At 56.7% G+C, this 16,674-nt stretch carries 15 protein-coding genes and 1 tRNA gene; 8 read left to right on the top strand and 8 right to left on the bottom strand.

Going from position 1 to position 16,674, the window contains the following annotated elements; translation table 11 throughout:
* Positions 1-41: 41 nt before the first annotated feature.
* Both EJA72_RS04205 and EJA72_RS04200 read left to right on the top strand, forming a co-directional pair.
* Positions 42-962 carry a hypothetical protein gene (locus tag EJA72_RS04205; RefSeq protein WP_157710279.1) on the top strand — a complete coding sequence of 307 codons (921 nt, stop codon included), beginning with the start codon at positions 42-44 and terminating at the stop codon, positions 960-962.
* Between the two features lie 710 nt (positions 963-1,672).
* The gene (locus tag EJA72_RS04200; protein WP_157710278.1) at positions 1,673-2,227 is read left to right on the top strand and encodes a tyrosine-type recombinase/integrase; all 555 of its coding nucleotides are present in this window, start codon (positions 1,673-1,675) and stop codon (positions 2,225-2,227) included.
* A gap of 315 nt (positions 2,228-2,542) precedes the next feature.
* Here the strand turns inward: EJA72_RS04200 and EJA72_RS04195 are convergent, their stop codons facing one another.
* Positions 2,543-3,985, bottom strand: a complete 1,443-nt coding sequence (locus tag EJA72_RS04195; protein ID WP_157710277.1) for a hypothetical protein — start codon at positions 3,983-3,985, stop codon at positions 2,543-2,545.
* Between the two features lie 331 nt (positions 3,986-4,316).
* On the opposite strand from EJA72_RS04195, the gene EJA72_RS04190 reads away from it, so the two are divergent.
* Both EJA72_RS04190 and EJA72_RS04185 read left to right on the top strand, forming a co-directional pair.
* Positions 4,317-4,535, top strand: a complete 219-nt coding sequence (locus EJA72_RS04190; protein ID WP_157710276.1) for a hypothetical protein — start codon at positions 4,317-4,319, stop codon at positions 4,533-4,535.
* Positions 4,536-5,037: 502 nt separating this feature from the next.
* Positions 5,038-5,457 (top strand): response regulator, encoded by a 420-nt coding sequence (locus EJA72_RS04185; RefSeq protein WP_157710275.1) that lies wholly within the window; start codon positions 5,038-5,040, stop codon positions 5,455-5,457.
* Here EJA72_RS04185 and EJA72_RS04180 read toward each other — a convergent pair.
* Together EJA72_RS04180 and EJA72_RS04175 are read right to left on the bottom strand one after the other, a co-directional pair.
* On the bottom strand, positions 5,451-5,774 hold the full coding sequence (locus tag EJA72_RS04180) for a DUF1652 domain-containing protein (protein WP_372240673.1): 324 nt from the start codon (positions 5,772-5,774) through the stop codon (positions 5,451-5,453). The two genes, EJA72_RS04185 and EJA72_RS04180, sit on opposite strands and share 7 nt — an antisense overlap.
* 26 nt (positions 5,775-5,800) lie before the next feature.
* On the bottom strand, positions 5,801-6,109 hold the full coding sequence (locus tag EJA72_RS04175) for a hypothetical protein (RefSeq protein WP_157710274.1): 309 nt from the start codon (positions 6,107-6,109) through the stop codon (positions 5,801-5,803).
* Between the two features lie 148 nt (positions 6,110-6,257).
* Between EJA72_RS04175 and EJA72_RS04170 the strand changes: the two genes are divergently transcribed.
* Positions 6,258-6,833, top strand: coding sequence for a hypothetical protein (locus tag EJA72_RS04170; RefSeq protein WP_157710273.1), 576 nt, complete (start codon positions 6,258-6,260; stop codon positions 6,831-6,833).
* Between the two features lie 153 nt (positions 6,834-6,986).
* On the opposite strand, the gene EJA72_RS04165 is transcribed toward EJA72_RS04170, so the two are convergent.
* Positions 6,987-7,063: transfer RNA gene (locus tag EJA72_RS04165), tRNA-Val, on the bottom strand.
* 183 nt (positions 7,064-7,246) lie between these two features.
* Between EJA72_RS04165 and EJA72_RS04160 the strand changes: the two genes are divergently transcribed.
* Complete coding sequence (locus tag EJA72_RS04160) at positions 7,247-8,530, top strand: FAD-binding oxidoreductase (RefSeq protein ID WP_157710272.1); 1,284 nt, start codon at positions 7,247-7,249, stop codon at positions 8,528-8,530.
* A gap of 44 nt (positions 8,531-8,574) precedes the next feature.
* Here the strand turns inward: EJA72_RS04160 and EJA72_RS04155 are convergent, their stop codons facing one another.
* From EJA72_RS04155 to EJA72_RS04140, 4 genes are read right to left on the bottom strand one after another with little or no spacing between them, the layout of a single operon-like run.
* Positions 8,575-9,546 carry an XdhC family protein gene (locus EJA72_RS04155; RefSeq protein ID WP_157710271.1) on the bottom strand — a complete coding sequence of 324 codons (972 nt, stop codon included), beginning with the start codon at positions 9,544-9,546 and terminating at the stop codon, positions 8,575-8,577.
* A gap of 1 nt (position 9,547) precedes the next feature.
* Positions 9,548-10,783 carry a cytochrome c gene (locus EJA72_RS04150; protein ID WP_157710270.1) on the bottom strand — a complete coding sequence of 412 codons (1,236 nt, stop codon included), beginning with the start codon at positions 10,781-10,783 and terminating at the stop codon, positions 9,548-9,550.
* 2 nt (positions 10,784-10,785) lie between these two features.
* Complete coding sequence (locus EJA72_RS04145) at positions 10,786-11,325, bottom strand: (2Fe-2S)-binding protein (protein WP_157710269.1); 540 nt, start codon at positions 11,323-11,325, stop codon at positions 10,786-10,788.
* Positions 11,318-14,149, bottom strand: a complete 2,832-nt coding sequence (locus EJA72_RS04140) for a xanthine dehydrogenase family protein molybdopterin-binding subunit (protein WP_157710268.1) — start codon at positions 14,147-14,149, stop codon at positions 11,318-11,320. Before EJA72_RS04140 ends, EJA72_RS04145 begins: the two co-directional genes overlap by 8 nt.
* A 349-nt stretch (positions 14,150-14,498) precedes the next feature.
* Between EJA72_RS04140 and EJA72_RS04135 the strand changes: the two genes are divergently transcribed.
* Together EJA72_RS04135 and EJA72_RS04130 are read left to right on the top strand one after the other, a co-directional pair.
* The gene (locus EJA72_RS04135) at positions 14,499-15,530 is read left to right on the top strand and encodes a histone deacetylase family protein (RefSeq protein WP_157710267.1); all 1,032 of its coding nucleotides are present in this window, start codon (positions 14,499-14,501) and stop codon (positions 15,528-15,530) included.
* Positions 15,531-15,542: 12 nt separating this feature from the next.
* Positions 15,543-16,643 carry a polyamine ABC transporter substrate-binding protein gene (locus EJA72_RS04130; protein ID WP_157710266.1) on the top strand — a complete coding sequence of 367 codons (1,101 nt, stop codon included), beginning with the start codon at positions 15,543-15,545 and terminating at the stop codon, positions 16,641-16,643.
* Positions 16,644-16,674: the final 31 nt, after the last annotated feature.

Here is a 16,674-nt window from a genome sequence, read left to right as displayed (position 1 = left end):
GTACGGCTAGTTGACAGTACCAACCTCCATGGGATTACCTGATGTCTACCAAGAGAAAAATTGCCTACGCTCATCATCTGCTCGACTGGAAATACGATGGCGGTAACCGAGACGCTTTGAAGGCGAGTCGGAGAGTCACGCCGGACGAGTACGAAGAAGAGATGGCGGGTAACCTTTTCTGCCCTTGCTGCTGTACGAACGTTGAGCGTACCCCTAAGGTAAAAGATCGTTTTACCAACCTGCGCGATCCCTTCTATCGTCACCTAAGTCGATGGCAGCATGTTGCTTGCGTTCTGAGGGCCAAAAAGCCCAAAGGTAAACGCTACGACACATGGGAGGAAGCTAAGCGAGCAATCGATCATAATCAGATAACAATTATCAAAGGATTTCTCCAGTCCAAACCGGAAATTCTGGGCACACCAGGTGTCGACTATGATGAAACTGCCGTTGAGGACGTCAGTGGGCCCTTGGCAGCGGTACCGATAGGCCGTCATCAGGGAGAAACTTTCCAGCTGCCAAGCGTAATCACTACTGTTGCAGGGATTTGCTCCAACTTTGAAGTCAACAAAGACAAGTATTTTTTCCTCCCGGAAGCTCAGCACGCAGTACAGCTGGCCGATCTGCTGACAAATGTAAACGAGCTGCCGTCCAACATTCTTAGCACGGAACAGTCACCCTGCCTGTACTTCGGAAGAGTCAAGAGCAGCCGGAACGCGGGAAGTCACTCCAGCAACATACGTATGACTCGGCTCGAGTGCGATTCAGCAATTGGGGATTTCACTATCAAGCTTCAAGATGGGTTCTGTAGAGAAAAGGGTATAAACGACGATTCGACGGGACGGATCGTTATGTTCTACGGGGTCATCACTCAGAATGGCAGCGGATTGGCCGTAGACAGACTTGCTTGGGGTGAGATTGCGCTAGTGCCCAGCAAATACAATGATTTACTGATGCCTGACTAGTCAGCATTCGAAGCTCTACCGCAAGAGCAGGGAAAGTGTTTGATCGCAGTAGCCTACGGGACGCCTCCCCCGAACGAGCCCCGTCACTTTTCCCCAACGCGAGTAGATATTAATTGGCAATCGCTACCACGTCTGCAATGAGAGCAGGGCCAGCAACCGGTCCAGTCAACAGAGTCGGTGTGGGGGCGGGTCGGTGAAGCTTGGCGACTTCACCAGATGCTTTCACGACCTGCTCACGAAAGAAGTGATTGAAAAATCAGCTGATCTAAATGCAGAAGCTATTGCCGGAACTAATGCAAAACTCCCCCTCGCCCCCCCTGCCTTGCTTCGCACCCAAGCCTCTACTCTTGTCGAAAGCCCCGGAAACGTTGGAATTGCGAGCGGAGGGGCTAAGCCGAACGCCAGCCACACGAAGGTTTATTCGCAACTGCAAATTTCCCGCTGTCCCTCGCTCACTCAACCAACAATCGCCACTTCCTGCAATACATCGGGGCTAGCCAACCACTCGGCAACCAGCCTTTGTTCGTTAGTTATCAACCGTGGCTACTTTCTGCTCAGGAGATAATTGCCTGTTAAGGTCACAGGATCGTGTCTAATTAACAGAATAGTATTGTGTTAATAAGCGACCCCACAGAAACACTGGACTCCATCCAAAGGAACGTGCTCTACTTAACACATCAGCGGGAAACTCCATGGAGTGTTAACTAGAGATGAACATCGTAGAAGCCGTGAAAACACAGGGTGAAGCCGAAACCATTTCCCGCAAGCTGACCAAGAACGCCAGGGGCAATTCTCTGTACGCGGACATCTGGCGGTTCGGGGTCAACACTGCCCTTCGCATCAGTGACCTACTCAGCCTTACCTTCGAAGATGTGCAAGGCGACAAGCTGGTGATCAAAGAAGGCAAGACCGGTAAGACCCGCATCATTGACCTGAACAGTTCTGTTAAAACCATCGTAGGCCGCCGCAGGGCTGCTCACCCCACGCACACTTACCTGTTCGAGGTGGACAGCAACCGGGCCAAGGGCAAGGCAGTAAGCCGCATCGCTGTAGCCAACGCCTTCAAGGCCGTAGGTGAGGAAATGAGCCTGCAACTTGGTACTCACTCGATGCGAAAGACTCGTGGCTGGCTGATGTACAACGGCGGGGTGTCAATCGAGAAGATTTGCAAGGTACTGAACCACTCCAGCCCCGCTGTCACCATGGCGTACATAGGCATCACTCAGGCTGAGGTCAACGCCACCTACCATGAGTTCGTGTTCTAGGCGCTGTAAGTTCTGCCAGCGTGACTAATAGCCGCCTACGGGCGGCTTTTTAGTGCCAACCATATTTCATAAACAAAAATGCTGAGAGCGAGGTGGCACGGAATTGGCTCTTAACCTCGACCCAGACAGACCAAGGATTCCGTCTTGCACCGGATAGGCGCTGCAATATTTCCACCCAGATTTACGGGTAGTTTCGGGCAGGGGCTAACGTAAAGATTGAAAATTTGGGTAGCCGCTAGTCTTTGACTTGCTTTCCGGCGATTTAAAGGCGTAACCGGCTATTCAACTCCAACCTACCGCCGCCCGCTGGACGCACTAGCTCGCAGGTTCTTCGATGAAGCTCGTCGCCTCACTCGCGTCATCTAGAGCGGGTGCTATTGGAAATACTACTCGCCCAGTGCTTGACAAGATCGCCTCCCTGCACAGCCGAGCATAGGCTGAGTCATTTTTAGAATGAATATATTTCGCCACTGGAAAGAGATCCGGAGTAAATACTAATGCTGTTGACGAGCTAGCAGCCGCACTATGGCATTTCGTGGTAAACGGGTCGGCTCTTTCATGGAGTGCCAATAGCCTATAACCGTTTCCAAAAAGCACTGGCTTCGCGGGTATGCTGACTTCTTCCCGCGCCAAATCCTCATGTATATTCATTGCAAGCTGTCGAAGTTTTTCGATATTAACTGCTTTGGTATCCTTACCTTCAGCCTCGCCTACTAATCTTCCCTGATCGCATTCAAAAACCACATCAAACTCTGACTCTGCGTTCTGAAAATTTGAAACGGTAAACCCTAACAGCCGCAAAGCGTCAATAATTGCGAATTCAAGAGCTTTGCCCTTTTCAAATAGCAAGGCTCGCAAGGATCCAGCCTTCGCTAGGCTATCAACTATTATTTCCTTATTTTTCTGGGCTTCCTCAAGGACATGCTCGGCATGTAACAGCTGAACCCTTAACTCTAATTCAGCCTTGAGCACGAACTCTGAATCCGACGCCCACTTCGGCTCCGGAGTCTTCTCGGAACTTGAACGAAGAACTTTATCTATCCCTACCACACACGCCATCATCCGACTCGCAAATTGCTCCCCTTCCTTGCTCCAAGAACACTCGTCATCGTCGAGCATGTAACTCTCGTCGTAGAAATCCAAATCGGGAAGAAGCAGCAACGTGCCATGTGAGGCACCCATTCGATAGATTGCTCCGACCGGTTTGTCTCCGGCCTTTGTCGTTAAGCATGCTGGAACATCGGAACCACTCATTGTTACCTGATAGGTAGACAATGATTCAAATTGTGCCCAATAAGCAGAAATAATGTCCCCACCTTTCGGTGCAACCTTCATAGAGCTTCCGCTTGCGATAACTTTTGGGATGTCCATTGGCAAAGCTTCGTAGTTACTGTAAGGCTCAACCAGTACAGTAGTTTTTTGATTTCTTCCAGTACCTGAGTATTGACGGCTTCCCGTATCAACATACACGTCGAGCGGTATCGGCAGGAATACAAAGACGGTTTTACCCGCTTCAACGGCTTGCTTTATCTCTCGCCGCCAATGTTCGCAACTCTCTTTTAGCTGAAATGATTGAACTTCATCAAGTCTTGGCCGCCCCTGATAACTCCGCGTGCAGCCACGGACAAAATCATCTATTTCAGGCTTGAATAGAACTATATCCCAATCTAAGAGAGAAATCTTAGATGAAAACTCAACATATTCGGTATCATCGGTAGCCAAATCAAGTCCGATGGTTAAAATCCGTCTCTTACTCATCCAAAATCCTTAATTAACAGTACGCTGTTACGAGAGATACTTCGAGTTGTTGGCAACCGAGTTCCCACGCGCGGTAGCATCTTAAAAGGACAGCAAATTGTATTTTAGGACAATTATCACCTTACCAGTCATCCAATTCTCCCAAATTCTGAATTGCACGAGTTCTACTGTAACCGACCGCTTGCAATCCCGACAGACCTTGGGCGATTGACTGCCTTAGGCCGGAATCTGCCGGTCAAAATCAGCAACCTTGTTGAGTAATTACCTACCCCTTCCCAGCCAGCAGCGTAATGATCTAGGCTTTCAGCACCACCACTCAAGGACGGTAGACATGCCAGATAATTCAGATGCCAACATCGCCACAGCGGACGCACTGACATTGCTCTTGCACAACCAGCACGCCCTGGGTGCTGCCATTGAAGAGGTGACCAAGTGGTTGTCAGAAAATGGCGTGGAAAATGTTGCCGCTAACGCAATGGCGGCCATGGAAACGCTGGACACGAACGCACAAGCGATCACAGACGCCATCATGCGGCTACGGCAGTCTTAGGAACCAGCTAGGCTTTGCAACAGGCCGTAGACAGAGATCGGTTAAAGAAGTCGTTTATCTCATCTGCCACAGCATTAGGGTAATGCTCATGGCCAACCCCAATGTAAGGATCGCGATAGCACACGTAATTCCAAGCAGAAGCGGATGTTTCCACAAGGCTTTAATCTCCGGTTCGATGATCAACGAATGATGAGTACGAGCAGCGGAGCAAAAACTAAGCCAACGGGTAGTGAGTTGCTTGTTCACGGCAGGGGCATAACCCTTCAGGTGAGATTCCCCAATAGTGGGGCAGCCAACAGTGCGGCCGTTCCCGGATACGGGTGCCGACATCGAGACTAATTCCGCTTTCGTTCAGAGTGCCAAGGGGTAGAAAGAACAACATATCCAGCCTCGAGTTGGGTCCTTCGATCCGCCTTGTAACTTGTCTCGCTAGTTACAGCTCGAAAACCGCGTAATCTTGCCTTGATCGCAACCTGTGCTGATACCCGAATGAGGCCCGAGCATGAAGGCAAAGTGGGAAAAGCTGCTTCCGCTGACTGGATGGGTAGTCGTTGTCGAGGACGAACCAGCACTGAGGATGTTGACGGTGGAAATTCTAACCGAGGTCGGACTCAGGCCGTTGGATTTCCAATCTGCCGATGACGCTTTGACATACTTGCTGGGGATGCCCGATGGTTGTCCGTTGGTAGTCGTTGATCAAAGCCTTCCGGGCAAGCTCAAGGGCACGGAATTCATTGAGTTGGTTAAGTCGAAATGGCCCTTGACCGCCGCGATTCTAACCTCAGGCTACGAGCTAGACCCGTCAGCGGTGCCTGCCTCCACAATCTATCTGCAAAAGCCGTGGTCAATGGACGATTTGGTGATGGCGGTAGCAACGCTGCTTCATCCCGATCATCCAGCTCTGAAACTCGGAAATCACTGAAAAGCAGTTTGCCGAGAGTTCATTTCGCTTCGAAGTTCGCCAATCAGATTCGCAATCGCCCGACTCGAAGTCAGGTTCGCCGTCGATACAGCAGTGACCAACAGTTCAACACGATCAGTGGAAGGGTCGAATACCTTGATCAACAATGAACCATCCGGATTGATCTGGCAGGTGCAGGAAAGCGGTAAAAAGCCACATTCGATGATGTGCCGTAGCTCCAATGTTGAAATCACCCCGTTTGTCCTTCTTTCCATGTGAGTGTGGTTGTCGAGCAATAATAGCCCGCATTTCAATCGATTGGCTGCATCGCCGATCACTATCACAACGCTCGGCTGACCTGAGGTTAGATAGTACCTTTGGCGTGGTCGCCGTACGCGTAGACCATCTTCACCGACTCTCGCTCCGTCTCTCGCCTATACATATCGCTTAACGTCCATCGCAGCCGTTCGTGTTCCAGCTTCAAGGCTGCCAACTCTTTGGAACAGTCGCGCCACATGACGATCATCCCGGCGAGGTTCTTGTGGGCTTGCCGAAGGTCACGCCGCGTTACGTCGAGCTCAGAACACAGCAAGTCGCACTGGTGCTTGAGCATCTCTTCGCGAGAGGGCAGGCCCAGTTCGAACCCGCTGTCATCGATCAAATCGTCTTTCATCACTACGCACCAGACACTGTATATACAAACAGTACAGTTTGCGTCGGCGAGACTCAACACTTGTGTTCCTGGGATGCGCGCTTCTGGTTGGCTTTCAGACGGATGACTCAGTTAACATCCGCGAAATCGGTCGGGTACAGGTGATGAGATGCAACCCAACGGCGCAACGCGAAAGGCTAAATTGAAGTTGGTGAAAAAGGTGTTTGGGTGGGGACTAGGTACAGTGGTCGCGGTACCGATAACAAAATGGGTAGAGACACAACTGAATCTATCGCTCATCAGTCCAGCGATTACCGGGTTATGGAACTGGATATCAGCTCTCGAAGAATGGTTCATGCGGGACGTCTCTCTGCCAATCTGGGCGATCTCGCTACTGCTTTTGACTGCGGGCTTGCTGTTGATACCACTGCTGATACTCATATTCGCCGGACATGAGACTGACACGAACGAAGTCGATTCACACCCGTTGAATAACGATCAGGTGCAGGTGTTCCTGTGCATAGGAAGATCGGTCAATAGCGGGAACAACATCACGTTCAGTGGCTTGGCGGAGCTTACACGCCTGTCGAGAATTGCCACCCATAGCGCCCTTGATGTACTGATGGGCTATCAGTTGATCACCGGTGCTTCGGACAACATGGGCTACGAATACATCGACCTTACTCGACGGGGGCGAGAGTTTTACATGGATCTACAGCGCGGTGCGGCACCTGCTGGCACGTAATTCCCCGTCACCACCGCCCTCTATTGTCCGTTCACATTGCTCAGTGTGAACGACCCCTATAATTTGTGAACGTTCTGTGTGAATTCAAGACAACAAAAAAGGGCTCACCTTTCGGTGAGCCCTTCTAGACCGCCCAGCAGAGCGGATTTTGTTTGGTAGGCGCGATTGGACTCGAACCAACGACCCCCACCATGTCAAGGTGGTGCTCTAACCAACTGAGCTACGTGCCTGCTGTGAGGCGGCATTCTACGGAATTCCGGAGGGGTGTCAACACCTTTTTTCGAGCTAACCCTATGAATATGCAAAATATTTAATTTTGCGTCTGCAAAGAAGATTTTCCGGTAGCTGGCGGTCGATTTTTAACTCGGGTAGGATCGACGCACTCGTAAAATATATTAAACAGAGGCTGCAGGATGGCGAACACACCTTACCCAGAGTCCTATTACGCCGCATCGGCCAATGCGGTCCCGCCGCGCCCGGCTTTGCAGGATGACGTAGAGACTGATGTCTGTGTGATCGGCGCCGGTTACACCGGGCTGTCCTCTGCCCTGTTTCTGTTGGAGAGCGGTTTCAAGGTAACGGTACTCGAGGCCGCCAAGGTGGGGTTTGGCGCTTCGGGTCGCAATGGCGGTCAGATCGTCAACAGCTACAGCCGTGATATCGATGTGATCGAGCGCAGTGTCGGTCCCAAGCAGGCTCAGTTGCTGGGGCAGATGGCGTTCGAGGGTGGGCGGATCATTCGTGAGCGGGTCGCCAAGTACAAGATCCAGTGCGACCTGAAGGACGGTGGCGTGTTTGCCGCCATCACTGCCAAGCAGATGGGGCATCTGGAATCGCAGAAGCGGCTGTGGGAGCGTTTCGGTCATACGCAGCTTGAGCTGATGGATCAAAAGCGCATCCGTGAAGTGGTCAACTGCGATCAGTACATCGGCGGGATGCTCGACATGAGCGGCGGCCATATTCATCCGCTGAACCTGGCGCTCGGTGAAGCGGCGGCCGTGGAGTCGTTGGGCGGCACTATCTATGAGCAGTCGCCGGCGGTGCGTATCGAGCGTGGTGCGAATCCGGTGGTGCACACACCACAGGGCAAGGTCAGGGCCAAGTTCATCATTGTTGCCGGCAATGCCTACCTCGGTAATCTGGTGCCGGAGCTGGCTGCCAAGTCGATGCCTTGCGGGACTCAGGTGATCACCACCGAGCCATTGGGCGAGGCGCTGGCGAACAACCTGTTGCCGCAGGACTACTGCGTCGAAGACTGCAATTACCTGCTCGACTACTACCGCCTGACGGGCGACAAGCGTCTGATTTTCGGCGGTGGCGTGGTGTATGGCGCGCGCGACCCGGCGAACATCGAGGCGATCATTCGACCGAAGATGCTCAAGGCATTTCCGCAGCTCAAGGATGTGAAGATCGATTACGCATGGACCGGTAATTTCCTGCTGACCCTATCGCGTCTTCCGCAGGTTGGGCGGCTGGGCGACAACATCTACTACTCCCAGGGTTGCAGTGGCCACGGCGTCACGTACACGCACCTGGCGGGCAAGGTGCTGGCTGAAGCGTTGCGCGGGCAGGCCGAGCGTTTTGATGCGTTTGCCGACTTGCCGCACTATCCGTTTCCGGGCGGGCAATTGCTGCGCACGCCGTTTGCGGCGCTGGGGGCGTGGTATTACGGCTTGCGGGACAAGTTCGGGTTTTAACAACACAGGCAGAGGGGTCGATTACAAGACCCCTTAACCTCTAATCAGAGCCGATCCCGCGCGATACCGCTGCGCATCCGCAAGATATCGGCCAATACCGCCAACGCGATTTCCGCCGGTGTCTTGCTGCCGAGATTCAACCCGATGGGTGCATGAATCCGCGCCAACTCCGCATCGCCCAAACCGCCAATCCTGCGCAACCGCTCGAAACGCTTTTGCGAGGTCTGCAGGGAGCCCATCACGCCGATGTAGAACGCATCGGTGCGCACCGCTTCCATCATCGCCAGATCATCGATACGCGGATCGTGGGTCAACGCCACGACCGCCGTATCGCTGTGGCAGCCACCGTCGGCGATGAACACCGATGGCAGCTGGCGGCGAATCTCGATGTTTTCCAGTACAACACCTTCCAGCACTTCGTCGCGGGGGTCGCAGAGAATCACCTCGAATCCCAAACCCACCGCAAACTCCGCACAGGCATGAGCGACGCTGGAATACCCGGCCAACAGCAAGCGCTGAGCTGCCCCGATCCGCAACCGTACCCGGTCGATTTCGCGCTCGACGCGCACACCCTGCTCCCGATCATCGAACAGACTGCGCGCGCCACTGGCCAGATCGACTTCACGGATCAACCGACGCCGGCCCAACAGCGCCGACTCCAGTTCCCGCAGATGCGCCTGAACCTCGCAATCGGGCTCAAACTTCTCGACCAGCACATCGAGCACGCCGCCGCAGGGCAGGCTCACCCGCGAACGCGGATCATCGCCCTCCCCGTAACGCACCACGCTGACCGCATCAAGAAAGGCGCCCTCGGCAACGCGCTCGAGAAAGTCCTCCTCGACACAGCCACCGGACAACGAACCCATCCATTGCCCGTCAGTGTTCACCGCCAGCAGCGAGCCCGGCGCGCGCGGCGCCGAGCCGTAGGTGGCGAGCACCGTGCACAGCCAGATGCGCTGGTCCGCCGTCGACCACTCCAGCGCCCGACGCACGACTTGCAGATCGAGATGCTGCATGTCAGTGCGCCTTGTGCTCGAGCGGCGGCGCATCGGCCCGCAGCTTCTGCACGTCGTTTACCGCCAGATCACCCGACTGACCACCCCAACCCTGACGCAGGTAGTTCAGCAGGTCGGTGAGTTGCTCGTGACTGAGCTTCTCGGCGAACCCCGGCATCGGTTGCATGTGTTCGAAGCCGGAAAACTTCTGCTCGCCGATACCGTCGTCGATCACGCGCACCAGGTTGCGCGGGTCTTCCAGGCGCAACGTGGTATTGCCACGCATGGCCACGGCGATATGTGGTTTGCCTTCACCGCCGACCGCATGGCAACCGGCGCAGACGTTCAAATATTCCTGACGGCCGCGCTGGGCGCTGGCACTGAGCGTGTCCAGCGGCACGTCCGTCAACAGCTTCGCGGCCGGCGGTTGATCGCCCAGCAGGAAAGTCGCCATCGCCGCCAGGTCCGGATCATTGAGGCCTTGGGTGCTGTTGTGGAACACCGGGAACATCTCGTTGAACATCGTGCCCTGGGCGCTCATGCCGTGCTTGAGGAACGAACTCAAGTCCTGATGATTCCAGCCGCGAGCGGCCAGGTCATTGGCCAGCAGGCTCGGCGCCAGGTAGCCGTTGAGCAGGCCGCCAGTCAGGCGTTTGTCCTGCTGCATCGCACCCGGCAAGCCGCGCGGGGTGTGGCATTCGCCGCAGTGACCGAGCACATCGACCAGGTACTGGCCGCGCTTGAAGGCTTCGCTTTTGCCTTCGGCAGGCGACAGCTTCACGTCCTTGCCATAGAGCATGTTCCAGCCCATCAACCCCAGGCGCACATTGAACGGGAAGCTCAGGCTGGTGACGGGCGCTGCACGTTCAATCGGCTCGATGGTTTTCAGGTAGGCGTGAATCGCGTCCGAGTCTTCACGCGGCATCAAGTGATACGAGGTGTACGGCATCGCCGGGTACAGGTTCGCGCCGTCACGACGCTTGCCTTCGGTGAGCGCGGCGAAAAACTCATCGTCGCTGTAGAGGCCGATGCCGTGCTCTTTGCTCGGGGTGATGTTGGTGCCGTAGATCGTGCCGAACGGCGAGACGATCGGCAGGCCGCCCGCGAACGGCGCGCCACCCGGCGCGGTGTGGCACGCCATGCAATCGGCGGCACGAGCAAGGTATTCACCACGCTTGACCTGATCATCGGCATGCGCCAGCAACACCGGCGCAGCCAGGCCGACCGCCAGCGCCAGGCGGGAAAGTAGAGCCTTCATGCTTAACCCTCCTTGACCAGGCCGAGATCGGTCAGCACGTTGCGCGTCGCGTTGTAATAACGCACGTAGCCAGTGCAACGGCAGATGTGGTGACCGAGGCTGTCCTCGATGACTTTTTCCAGCTGGCTTTTCACGATCGGCTGGCGTTGCAGCTTCTCCACCAACACCGTCGCGGCATTCACGAAGCCCGGCGCGCAGTAGCTGCACTGGAAGGCGAATTCGTCGACGAAACGCTGCTGGATCGGGTTCAGCTCGGTGACCTTGCCGGCCTCGTCGCGTTTAGCGTGGCCTTCGATGGTCCGTACTTTCTTGCCTTCGAAGTAATGCGCGCCGGTGATGCAGGTGCGCACTTCTTCGCTGGTGCCGTCGGGGTTGTCGACGATCACCACGCAGGCATGGCAGATGCCCTGACCGCAGCCCAGGCGCGAGCCGGTGAGGTTCTTGTATTCGTGCAAATAGTCGATCATCGGCAGGTCATCAGGGATGTCCACCGGGCCGACGGATTGACCGTTGAGGGTCAGTTGAAGCGGACGGTTAGCCATTGAGGGCCTCCTTGATGCGTGCAGAAGTGATAGGCAGGTCACGGACCCGTTTGCCAATGGCATGCGCCACGGCGTTACCGATGGCACCGACCACCGGGATCATCACCACTTCGGCAATGCCCTTCGATGGATCGCTTGGCGACAGCGGCGGCAGAATCTCCGCCGTCTGCTTCCAGACCGCGACATGGCGCGCCATCGGCAGGCGGTAGCGGTTGAAGTTCCAGTCACCCTCCCCCGGGCCACCTTCGTACAGCGGCATCTCTTCCATCAACGCATGACCGATGCCCATGGCGATCCCGCCTTCGACCTGACCCTTGACCAGCTCTTCCACCAGCACACGACCGCACTCGACCCACGAGTGATGGTTGAGCACCTGAACCTCGGCCGAGCCTTTGTTCACTTTCAATTCCACCAGCGTCGCGACCGGGCTGTAGTAAGTCACTGCCGCGTTGTTCAGCTGAGTGTCCGGGTAGTGCACGTTCTGGCGATCCAGCAGGTGGAAACCGGCGCTGGTCATCTGCGCCTTTTTCACGTTCGGAGCGCCATCGCCGTACTTGACCGCCAGGCCATCGAGGGGCAGACGCTCGCGCACGCCGTCGATGCTGAACTCGGCCTCAGCCCAGCTCCAGCGGTTGAAACCGTGCACCGTCGCGCCGGTCACCAGGCCTTTGTCGTGGGCGTGTTTGGCCAATTGTTCAAAGCTCAGCGGCTGCATGCCGTTGGCGGTGAGTTTGCCGTCGACCCAATGCGCGTCTTCGCGGCGCACCACGTACGGGTTGGCTTGCCCGCCGTAAGGGCCCTGCCCCCAGATCTGCAACGCCGCCGGCCACAGGCCGTGGTTGAACAGCACGCGTGCCGCCTCGCGGGTGGCGTGGCTGAAGTAGTACGCGGAGTTGGTCGCCGACGAGGCCGAGGCCAGTTTGCCGACCCAACGCGGGTTGCGCAGCAGGCTGTCCTGCTCGGCCTGGCTCATGATGTACGGGTTGCCGCCGCTGATCAGCTGCAGCTCCTTCCATTCGGTCTGGCCGGTCTTCACTTCAGTCGCCGGGACGCCGAGGAAATCGGCCACGACCAGCGCCTGGGAGGTGGACATGCCGGTGCCGATTTCGATACCGATATGACGCAGGGTGATGTGCCCTTGCGCGGTGAATTCGATGCTCGCCATCGGTGCTTCGGAACCGGTGCCGAAGTCTTTCTGGCAGATGGCGAAGCCGATGCCGTACCAGTTATCAGGGTCCGCGGACTCGCGCTGTTTCTTGATCGCGTCGCGGTTTTTCCAGACGTCGTGCACGGCGGCCTTGTCGAGAATTTCGTGCAGGCGCAACGCACCCGCCGGCACCGCGCCCTGGGTGTTTTTCATGCCCGAGACCATGGCGTTTTTCTTGCGCAGGTCGATGGCGTCGATGCCGAGGCGACCGGCGATTTCATCGACCATCATTTCGGTCGAGGCCATGCTTTGCAGGGTACCGTAACCGCGCATTGACCCGGCTTCAACGGCGCGGGAATGGTAGGCCGTGACCTGCAAATCGTTCTGCGGCATGTAGTAGATCGACTGCGCTGCCGTGGCACCAACCGCCGCCACCGACGGGCTGTAGTTGACCCGTCCGCCGCCGTCGACGCTCATCTCGGCGCGGAATATCTTGAAGCTGTGATCGGTCTTGTCCACCGCCAGTTGATAGCGGATGTCGAACGGATGACGCTTGATGCCGCTCTGGAATTGTTCATAGCGATCATTCGCCAGACGCACCGGCACACCGGCGCCGTATAACGCTGCGAGGGCCGCGTAGTAGACGAAGATGTTGTGGTCTTTGGAACCGTAGCCCACGGTGTAACCTGGGTGCATGTTCAGGTTGGCCAGGCCGAAACGCGACGGCGCGATCATCTTCGCAGTTTCGGTTGCCGCTTCCAGCGGGCACTGGGTCGCCACCACGAAATGCAGGGTCTTGGTCGCCGGGTCGTACCAGCCGTTGCCGTTGTCCGGCTCCATCGCGGCGGGTTCGATCGACGGCGTTTTATAGCGCTCGTCGAACACCAGCCAGTTGTCTGGCGGCGTGTCGATCTGCTGCTTCATGCGATCGGCGTAAAACAGACCGCGCTCGGTCAGGTTGCCGTGCAGGTCAGGCTGGGAATTCCACACCGGACGACGATTTTTCAGCATCGGGAACAGGATCGAGTCTTTGAGGCTGGCGAACTCGTCTTCGTCCGCCGAGGTCGCGCCGCCGACACGCACGTAGCGGAAGCTGCCGTACGGGTCACCTTCGTAGAACGGCACCTGGGCACCGTAACGAATCGCTTTGTCGTTGAATTTGAGTTTGGCCTTGGCCTGACGGAAACGCTCGAAATCGTTCCAGATCAGGATCGCCACCGGGTGCCCGATGAACATCGGCACCTTGCCTTCCGGCAGCAGCGGATCAGGCGCGTGTTCTTCCGGGAAGACGATGCCGTCCTTGTCCAGGTCGGCGGCGGTGACGATGCGGTCCGGCTGCAACTCGGCGCCGAGCCACGACAGGTCATAACCGGCATAGATCCGGTCGGCCTTGGTGATTTTCAGCAACAAGGCATGGCCCTGCTGCTGGGGCCAACCCGGCATATCTTTGGCGCGGATGTCGCGGGCAAAGACTTTGCTGCCGCAGACCTTGGACAAGGCATCGTTGCGCGAGCGCGCCTTGCCATTGTTACCGAGCCATTGCTCGGAAGGCACGGTCACGCTGTTTTCCATCAGGGCTGCCAGCGCCTGACTGCTGAGCGGTGTAAGCGTCACGCTCACACCCGCCACCAGCCCGCCTTGTAGAAAGGAGCGCCGGGATATATCACGGTTGGACATGGATCATCCTCTGGGCGGTTATGAACCCACCCTTCTGGTTATGTTCTGGAAATCTCGAGTCTTGCAGAAACCCTTTTTGACGTTGCAAAGGGCTGAAATGACAGTGCAAAGCTGACCGAAGGGTTAACTTTAAAGGTTTATGAGCTCGCCGAAAACAACCAGTTACAAAAATCTGACCAAAGAATCAAATTATCACGCCCCAAACTGGAGCAACCCGCGCCATCAAGGGGCGAATTCAGGTCAAACTTTTTGGCCATATCGATCCCCTTTTGGCCTTTCCTGCCGTTCTCCGAAACGCCGCCCACCGTAAGACTGTGTTCAACCGAATCAGCCCTGCGGAGAACAAGAAATGCTGACGATCTACTCGGACGATCACCACCTGCACCACGGCCGTTGTGAATTGATGGACGGGCAACTGATGCCCTGCTTCGAAATGCCCTCGCGGGCCGACCATGTGCTGCAACGCGTCCAGCACCAGGAACTTGGTCCCGTTGAAGCGCCACAGGATTTTGGCCTGGACCCGATCGCCCGCATCCACAGCCGCGACTACCTCGACTTCTTCAAAGGTGCCTGGGACCGCTGGACTGAATTCGGTACCGACGGCGATTTGCTGCCCTACACTTGGCCGGCCCGCACCTTGCGCCGGATCATGCCCACCAGCCTGCATGGCCAACTCGGTTATTACAGCTTCGACGGCGGCGCGCCGATCACGGCCGGCACCTGGCAAGCCGCGTACAGCGCAGCACAGGTTGCCCTCACCGCCCAGGCCGCGATTCAACGCGGTGCCCGCAGCGCGTTTGCACTGTGCCGTCCACCGGGACACCACGCCGCCAGCGACTTGATGGGCGGTTATTGCTACCTCAACAACGCCGCCATCGCCGCTCAGGCCTTCCTCGACCAGGGTCACAAAAAGGTCGCGATCCTCGACGTCGACTACCACCACGGCAACGGCACCCAATCGATTTTCTATGAGCGCAACGACGTGCTCTTCACCTCGATCCACGGCCATCCGGAAGCCGAGTTCCCCTTCTTCCTCGGCTATGAAGACGAGTTGGGTGAAGGTGCAGGCGAAGGGTTCAACTTCAACTACCCTTTGCCCGCCGGCAGTGGCTGGGACACCTGGAGTGCGGCGCTTGATCGTGCCTGCAAGGAGATCGAAAGCTACGGCGCCGACATCGTCGTGGTGTCCCTGGGCGTCGATACGTTCAAGGACGATCCCATCTCCCAGTTCAAGCTCGACAGCCCGGATTACCTGGCCATGGGCGCGCGCATTGCGAAGCTCGGCGTGCCGACCCTGTTCGTGATGGAAGGCGGTTATGCGGTTGAAGAAATCGGCATCAACGCCGTGAATGTTCTCGAAGGTTTTGAAAGCGCCCAATGAGGAATTAGAACAATGAACAGACTCAAGCGTTTTATCGCTCCAGCCCTGTGCGCCACCGTGCTCAGCGGCGCCGTTCACGCTGAAGAGCGAACGTTGCGTGTTTACAACTGGTTCGACTACATCACCCCCAAGGCCCTGGAAGATTTCAAGGCGCAGAACACCCAGACCAAACTGGTCTACGACATCTTCGACACCAACGAAGCCCTGGAGGCCAAGTTGTTGACCGGCAACTCCGGCTACGACGTGGTGGTGCCGTCCAACGTGTTCCTCGCCAAGCAGATCGAAGCCGGCGTGTTCCAGCCGCTGGACCGCAGCAAACTGCCGAACTGGAACCACCTCGATCCGAAGCTGATGAAGCTGATCGAAGCCAACGACCCGGGCAACAAATTCGCCGTGCCCTACATGTACGGCACCATCCTGATCGGCTTCAACCCGGACAAGATCAAGGCCGCGCTGGGCGACAACGCGCCGGTGGACAGCTGGGACCTGATTTTCAAGGAAGAAAACATCAGCAAGCTCAAACAGTGCGGCGTCGCCCTGCTCGACTCGCCGTCGGAGATCCTGCCCCTGGCCCTGCAACACCTCGGCCTGGACCCCAACAGCAAAAAGCCGGCGGACTACGAAAAGGCTGAAGCGCTGTTGATGAAGATCCGGCCGTACGTCACCTATTTCCACTCGTCCAAGTACATGGCCGACATCGCCAACGGCGACATCTGCGTCGCTGTCGGTTACTCAGGCAGCTTCTCCCAGGCCGCCAACCGCGCCAAGGAAGCCAAGAATGGGGTAGTCGTCGACATGCGCCTGCCGAAAGAAGGGGCACCGATCTGGTTCGACATGCTCTCGATTCCGAAGGGCGCGAAGGACACCGAAGATGCCTACACCTTCATCAACTACTTGCTGCAACCTCAGGTGATCGCGCCGGTAAGCGACTTCGTCGGCTACCCGAACCCGAACAAGGACGCCACGGCATTGGTCGACCCGGCGATCCGCAACAACCCGAACCTGTACCCGACTGAAGCGGCCATGAGCACGCTTTACACTCTGCAACCCCTGCCGCGCGATGCCGAACGTGCGCGCACGCGGGCCTGGACCAAAATCAAGTCCGGGACCTGAAACAAACCTGGAAACAAAAGACCCGCCGAGA

Source organism: Pseudomonas sp. PB120 (genome assembly GCF_009761815.1).
Classification (GTDB): Bacteria; Pseudomonadota; Gammaproteobacteria; order Pseudomonadales; family Pseudomonadaceae; genus Aquipseudomonas.
Note: the sequence above shows the minus strand (reverse complement) of the source record. Positions and strands in the feature narration are given on the sequence as shown.